The sequence below is a fragment of the Streptomyces sp. YGL11-2 genome (assembly GCF_050054615.1).
GTDB lineage: Bacteria > Actinomycetota > Actinomycetes > Streptomycetales > Streptomycetaceae > Streptomyces.
This window is the reverse complement of record NZ_JBNHIN010000031.1, coordinates 86,635-93,480: the sequence shown is the minus strand read 5'-3', so window position 1 is coordinate 93,480 and position 6,846 is coordinate 86,635. Positions and strand designations below refer to the sequence as shown.

Below are 6,846 nucleotides of genomic sequence, written 5' to 3'. Positions count from 1 at the left end.
CCGGGCCGAGGATCCGCGCGCCCGGCTGCTGCGTCGGACCGCCGCGGAACTCGACGCGCCGCGCTACGAAGCCGCCGCTGCCCTGGAGGAAGCCGCCCTCGCCGAACTCCGGGAGCGCAAGCCCGACCGCGTGCTCGCCACCAACGTCGAGTTCTGGGCAGCCGTCGTACTGGACTTCGCGGAGATCCCCGCGGAGCTGTTCACCCCAATGTTCACCTGCGCGCGCACCGCGGGCTGGAGCGCGCACATCCTGGAGCAGAAGCGCCTCGGCAAGATCATCCGGCCCTCGGCCGCCTACGTGGGCAAGATCGGCGTCCAGCCGACCGACCTGTCGGGCTGGGAGCAAGCTCTCAAGCGCCAGGACAGCCGCGTCTTCCGAGACTGACCCCAACGCGAAGCAGCACACCCAGCCGCAGCGGAGGTGCTCGCACGCGACAACATGTGGCCGGGCTCCGGTGCCCTCACCGAAGCCCGGCCACAGGCATGGGGGCCACCTCTTCGGCGCACCGCCCCGCTCACTCACATCGTGCGGCTGCCCAGCGCCCAGTGGTGCGCACGCGCTTCGAGCCATTGCGAACCGATCGGCGAAACGATCGGTCACGCGGCGGCGGGCGGCGTAGTGCGATGGGACGCTCTGCCAAGGGCTCGAACCTGCGACCACGAACCGACGGTCTATCGCCTCAGCCCGACGACTGTCTGGATCACCAGCTGCCCACCCCCAACCAGCGGCTCTCCCCGTTCCCATGTCCCGGGTCCCCCGCAGAGGGCTCGCCCGTGCGCAGCGCAAGCAGTTCCGAGAGCCTCATCACCACGTCAGCCGACCCGTGTTTTCGGCAGACTTGCAGACGTCGTCACGACGAGCGAATCTCCACAGGCCACAGGGTGTTCCACGCGACCAGCCCTTGTTTGCGGCTCCCGCCGAGGACTCGAACCTGCGGCCAAGGCCACCTTCCCGAGCCCACGACCCAGAACCGCCCACCCTCCAGCACTCGCTCCCCTGTGGCCAGCACGGCCGACAAACAACTCGACGCGCTTCTCGCCGGCCAGAGGTCAAGTGGCGGTGACCGGCAGCACGTCCGACGACAGCGCCGCTCCCCGCGCCGCGGCGCTCGTCATCCGCCTGCGGTGATGACGTCGACACAGCACCTCATACCCGACCTCCGCCGCTGACTGAGCCACANGGTGACCGGCAGCACGTCCGACGACAGCGCCGCTCCCCGCGCCGCGGCGCTCGTCATCCGCCTGCGGTGATGACGTCGACACAGCACCTCATACCCGACCTCCGCCGCTGACTGAGCCACATCGCCCACGACAACCTGCTCCCCCTCGACGACCATCTCTCCACCCACGGTGCGCGCATTGTGCGTGGCCCGAGCACCACACCAGCACATCGCCTCGACCTGCAAAGTCTCCAAGCGATCCGCAAGCTCGATCAGACGCTGGGAACCAGGAAAGAGCCTCGTCCGGAAGTCAGTGGTAATGCCGAACGCGAAGACATCCAGCTCCAAGTCATCCACGATCCGGGCCAGTTGGTCAATCTGCTCAGAAAGCAGGAACTGGGCCTCGTCCACGATCACATAGTCGACCCGGCCACCCCGAGACAACTGCTCCACCACATATCCGTACAGATCCAGCCCCGGCCCGGCCTCCACCGCGTCGGTCACCAGCCCCAGACGCGACGACAGCTTGCCCTCACCCGCACGGTCATCACGCGTAAAGATCAACCCCTGCAAACCACGCGACGTCCGGTTGTGTTCGATTTGTAGCGCCAAAGTTGACTTCCCGCAGTCCATTGTTCCAGAGAAGAACACCAGCTCGGGCATGGGGGTGGCGGGCCTTTCGGGCTCGTACGGAAGGGGCGGGACGGCGTGCGGACGGTGCCGCACGGACCGGGTCGGGCGGGGCCGTGCGGGTCAGGTACGGACTTCCAGCAGCGGCACCAGCTGCTCCACTGCGGTCATCGAGCCGTGCAGACCGACCATCTGCGACTCGCGGGGCTCCCGTTCGGTCGCGATGATGGCCATGTCGGCGTGGGCGGCGGCGACCACGTCGCCGATCCGGCCGCGCACCCGGTCGTCGACGCGCGGACCGAACCAGCCCGCGGCGATGGCCTCTTCACGGCTCGCCACCCACATCTGGTCGCCGACCACCTCGCGCCAAACGGCGAGGACATCGGCGGCGGCGCCCCGGTGGGCGTACACATGCCGGGCCCGGCCCTCGCCGCCCAACAGGCGGACGCCGGCGCGCAGTTCCCAGTCCTCGTCGAAGTCGATCCGGGAGTCAGGGTCGAAGGGTACGTCGATCATGCCGTGGTCGGCGGTGATGTAGAGGGCGCTGCGCGGCGGGAGTTGCTCGGCCAGCCGCTGGGCGAGCCGGTCGACGTACATCAGCTGGCCGCGCCAGGCGTCGGAGTCGACGCCGTAGCGGTGGCCCTTGCCGTCCACCTCGGAGTAGTACGTGTAGACCAACGAGCGGTCGCCGGCGGCCAGTTGCTCGGCGGCGAGGTCCATCCGCTCCTCGCCCGAGAGCCGGCCGTGGAACGTGCCGCCGCTGAGCGCGACCTTGGTGAGCGGGGTGTGCTCGAAGTCCGGTGCGGAGACCTGGCAGGTGTGGATGCCCGCGGCGTCGGCGAGCTGGAAGATCGTCGGATACGGCTGCCAGGCGTGCGGATCGGTCCACGGGCGCCAGCGCAGCTGGTTCATCAGCGCGCCGGTGGCCGGGTCCTCGCAGGTGTATCCGGGCAGGCCGTGGGCGCCCGGTGGCAGGCCGGTGCCGACCGAGGCGAGGGAGGTGGCGGTGGTGGCGGGGAAGCCGGAGGTGAACGGGCGGCCGCTGCCGTTGAACGAGGTGCCCAGAAGGGAGCTGAGGAACGGTGCCTCGTCCGGGTGGGCGCGCAGCAGCTCCCAACCGAGACCGTCGATCAGGAAGACGCAGGCCCGGTCGGCGGGGGCCAGCTCCATCGTGGTGACGAGGTCACGGACGCCCTGTCCGGCAACGATGGTCGGCAGCAGATCGGAGAGCGAGCCGGTGCCGTACGGGGGTACCGGGGCGCTGAGCGGGTCGAGCGGTTCCGGTTCCGACCAGGCGGGAGCGGTGTGCGCCATCAGCGAGTGCTGGTGGTGGCCGCGGTGGCCTCGGAGAGCGCCTGGGCGAAGGTGAGGGTCTCGCGTACCGAGTCCGGGCCGTCGCCGGCTTCGCTGACCCGCAGCGAGAGGTCGTCGGCGGTGGACGAGCCCGTGTAGCCGTGGTCCGCGTCGCAGTTGGGGTCGCCGCAGCTGGCGGGCTCCAGGTCGAGCCGCGCGACCGCGCCCCAGCCGATGGTCAGCACGACCTCGCGGGGCAGCTGGCCGGGGGTGTACGACTCGGGGTTGGCGACGACCCGGCTGAGCACCACGGACGAGATCCGGCCGAGCTTGACGGACTCGGTGGAGGTCGTGGCATACGGGGACGGGGAGGTGGCGTCGGCGGCCTGCTCATCGGTGTGGCTGACGATGAAGCGGGTGCCGGTCAGGACCAGGACCGTGACATGGCGGCGGACCTCGTTGGCGTCGAACGTCGTCTCCTGGTGGACCAGGTAGGACACGACCGGCTCGCCGCCCACCGCGGCCTGCACCGCCTCGGCCACGAGCGTCGGGTAATAGCCACTGCGCTCGATCGCCGCGCGCAGCCCCTGGGTCGTCGTACCGGTCTTAGCCATGGGGTCCATCTTACGGGGCGTACCGGGCCGCGAGAGCCTCAGTAGACGGGCAGCCGGCGGGGGCCGAGGTCAGTGGTGGCGGGCGGCCTGGCGATCCGGACGGCAGCCCCGAGGACCGCGAGGCCGTGCGGGGCGACCACGACCGGTTCGAGGTCGACGCCGACCACCTCGGGGTGGTCGTCGACCAGCCGGGAGACCCGCAGCAGCAGCTCCTCCAGGGCGGCGGTGTCGACGGGCTGGGACCCGCGCCAGCCGAACAGCAGCGGGGCGCTGCGGATCGACCGGATCTGCTCGCTGACCTCGCGGTCGGTGGCCGGAATCAATCGGTGGGCTATGTCGCCGAGCAGCTGGGAGGGGGCGCCGGCCAGCCCGAAGGAGAGCACGGCGCCGGCTGCGGGGTCGATGGCGGCGCGGACGACCGTGTCGACACCGCGCGGCACCATCGCCTGGACGACCGGTCGCAGCTCCTGGGGGGAACCGAGGAAATCGGTCAATTCGGCATACGTACGGCGGAGTTCGGCCTCGCCGGCGATGTCGAGGCGGACGCCGCCGAGGTCGGCGCGGTGCCGCAGATGGGGGGCGGTGGTCTTGAGGGCGACCGGATAGCCGAGCCGGGCGGCGGCGCGGACGGCGGTGTCCGGATCGGGGGCCGGGAGGGCGGGGCGGGCGTGGATGCCGTAGCGGGCGAGCAGGGCCTCGGCGTCGGCGGACGGCAGCCGTACGGAGCGGCCGGGGGCGACGCCCTGGGTGAGCTGGTCCAACAGCCGCTCGACGTCGGCGCCGGCCGCGGCCTCCTGGATGTCGTCGTACTCGGGCACCCGTCCCGGCTCGACCGCCGCCCGGCGCCAGGCCGCATACCGGACGGCCTCGGCGAGCGAGCGGACGGCGCGCTCGGCGGCGGGATAGGCGGGGATCAGGGCGGGGCGGGGGCGGGGCGCGGCGGGCGCGTCGGCTTCGGGGGCGGTCTGCCGGGCACCCGGGACGGGCGGCGGGCCGGGGGCGTACGAGGGGGCCGGGGGGTGCGGCGGCAGCGGGGGGTGGGGTGGGAGGGGCGGGGCGGGCGGCTGTTCCGGGGACCGCTCGGGGGTCTCGGGGTGGGACGGCCCGCCGTCAGGGGCCGGGGCCGCCGGCACCTGCTGGCCGGGCGGTGCCGCGAGGGCCTCGGCGAGGTCGTCCATCGCGAGGTGGACGACCGTGACCGGCTTTCCCGGGTCGGCGGTGACCGCGGCGCGCAGGGCCGCTGCCAGTGAGGTGCCCTCGCCGCTGCCGCCCGGGGAGGCGGCGGCCTCCTCCCCCACCCACGGGATGGCGGTGACGACGACGGCGTCGCAGCCGTCGCCGGCCAGCGCCTCGGCGAGCGCGGCGCGGAAGTCCTCGGGGGTCGCGTCGGAGGCGAGCACACGCGGGCGCTGTGGGCGCAGCCCTTCGGTGAGGCAGGCGTCGTAAGCCAGCAGCGCCAGCGACTCGGCGTTGCCCAGGATGGCGATGCGCGGGCCGGAAGGCAGCGGCTGGGAGGCGAGCAGCAGCCCGGCGTCGATGAGTTCGGTGACCGTGTCGACGCGGATCACGCCGGCCTGGCGCATCAGGGCGGCGACGGTGCTGTCGGGGATGCGGACGGTGGGGACGGCGTGGCCCAGGGGGGCGGTGCCGGTGTGCCGGGCGCCCTTGGCGACCACGACCGGTTTGACGGCGGCGGTGCGGCGGGCGAGCCGGGCGAACTTGCGGGGGTTGCCGATGGACTCCAGATAGAGGATCGCGACGTCGGTGTCTGGGTCGTCGTACCAGTACTGGAGGAGGTCGTTGCCGGAGACGTCGGCGCGGTTGCCGGCCGAGACGAAGGCGGAGATGCCCGCGATACCGCCGTCACCGGGGCCGCGCGCGTGCAGTCCGCTGAGGAGGGCGATGCCGATGGCGCCGGACTGGGTGAACAGGCCGATCCGGCCGGCGCCGGGCATCCGGGGAGCGAGGGAGGCGTTCAGCCGGGCGTCGGGGGCAGTGTTGATCAGGCCGAAGGCGTTGGGCCCGATGAGGCGCATGCCGTAGGAGCGGGCCTGACGGAGCAGCGCGCGCTGCCTCTCACGGCCCTCGGGGCCGGCCTCGGCGTAACCGGAGGAGAGGATCAGCACCCCCTGGACGCCGTGTTCGCCGCAGTCGCGGACCACGTCGGGGACGCCGGCCGCGGGGACGGCGATGACGGCCAGATCGACCGGCTCGGTGATCTCGCGCAGCGTACGGGCCGCGGGGACGCCCTCCGGCTCCAGGAGCCGCAGGTCTTCGGGGAAGGCGTGGTTGACGGCGTACAGGCGGCCGGTGAAGCCGGAGTCGAGGACGTGGCGCAGCGCGGTGCGGCCGACGCCGCCGGGGGCGCGGCCGGTGCCGATGACGGCGACCGAACCGGGGGCGAGCAGCCGCTGGACGGAGCGTGCTTCGGCGCGCTGCTCCCGGCCGCGCATCACGGCCATCGACTGCTCGGTCGGTTCGAGGTCGAACTCCAGGCGGACCACGCCGTCCTCGAAGGTGCGCTTCTGGGTGTAGCCGGCGTCCGTGAAGACCTTGATCATCTTGGAGTTGGCGGGCAGCACCTCGGCGGCGAACCGGCGGATGCCGCGCTCCCTGGCGACCGCCGCGATGTGCTCCAGGAGGGCGGAGGCGACACCACGGCCCTGGTGGGCGTCCTGGACCAGGAAGGCGACCTCGGCCTGGTCGTCGTCGGGGCTCTTGGCGGGCAGGCCCCGGTCGTCGATCCGGTCGTAGCGGACGGTGGCGATGAACTCGCCGCCCACGGTGGCGGCCAGGCCGACGCGGTCCACGTAGTCGTGGTGGGTGAAACGGTGGACGTCGCGGTCGGACAGACGGGGGTAGGGCGCGAAGAAGCGGTAGTACTTCGACTCGTCCGAGACCTGCTCGTAGAAGGAGACCAGCCGCTCGGCGTCGTCGGGCGTGATGGGGCGGATGCGCGCCGTCCCGCCGTCGCGCAGCACCACATCGGCTTCCCAGTGGGTCGGGTACGCATGATCAGGCGGCGTCTGCATGCCGACAGCGTACGGCCGGGCACTGACAGCCGGCTCGGCGTGCGTACGCTCGGCCGCAGGGCCGTCTCCGGCGGGTCGAACGGCCGGGAGATACGGCCGGGAAGCCGGACCTGGAGG

5 protein-coding genes are annotated in these 6,846 nt (G+C 72.4%); 1 reads left to right on the top strand and 4 read right to left on the bottom strand.

Annotated elements, in window-relative coordinates:
- Window positions 1–385 (top strand): citrate/2-methylcitrate synthase (locus ACO1BR_RS29320; protein WP_426798115.1); only part of this gene is annotated, 385 nt, incomplete at its 5' end.
- A gap of 727 nt (window positions 386–1,112) precedes the next feature.
- Here the strand turns inward: ACO1BR_RS29320 and ACO1BR_RS29315 are convergent.
- The 4 genes from ACO1BR_RS29315 to ACO1BR_RS29300 form a co-directional block, all read right to left on the bottom strand.
- On the bottom strand, window positions 1,113–1,823 hold the full coding sequence (locus ACO1BR_RS29315; RefSeq protein ID WP_426798114.1) for a thymidine kinase: 711 nt from the start codon (window positions 1,821–1,823) through the stop codon (window positions 1,113–1,115).
- 90 nt (window positions 1,824–1,913) lie between these two features.
- On the bottom strand, window positions 1,914–3,104 hold the full coding sequence (locus ACO1BR_RS29310; RefSeq protein ID WP_426798113.1) for an alkaline phosphatase family protein: 1,191 nt from the start codon (window positions 3,102–3,104) through the stop codon (window positions 1,914–1,916).
- Window positions 3,104–3,697 (bottom strand): DUF5998 family protein, encoded by a 594-nt coding sequence (locus ACO1BR_RS29305; RefSeq protein WP_426798112.1) that lies wholly within the window; start codon window positions 3,695–3,697, stop codon window positions 3,104–3,106. Before ACO1BR_RS29305 ends, ACO1BR_RS29310 begins: the two co-directional genes overlap by 1 nt.
- A gap of 38 nt (window positions 3,698–3,735) precedes the next feature.
- Window positions 3,736–6,729 carry a GNAT family N-acetyltransferase gene (locus ACO1BR_RS29300; RefSeq protein ID WP_426798111.1) on the bottom strand — a complete coding sequence of 998 codons (2,994 nt, stop codon included), beginning with the start codon at window positions 6,727–6,729 and terminating at the stop codon, window positions 3,736–3,738.
- Between the last annotated feature and the right edge of the window lie 117 nt (window positions 6,730–6,846).

What these genes read in the sequence shown, in the direction of transcription:
- ACO1BR_RS29310 (WP_426798113.1), bottom strand. Translation starts at nt 3,104, where the DNA reads ATGGCGCACACCGCTCCCGCCTGGTCGGAACCGGAACCGCTCGACCCG.
- ACO1BR_RS29305 (WP_426798112.1), bottom strand. Translation starts at nt 3,697, where the DNA reads ATGGCTAAGACCGGTACGACGACCCAGGGGCTGCGCGCGGCGATCGAG.
- ACO1BR_RS29300 (WP_426798111.1), bottom strand. Translation starts at nt 6,729, where the DNA reads ATGCAGACGCCGCCTGATCATGCGTACCCGACCCACTGGGAAGCCGAT.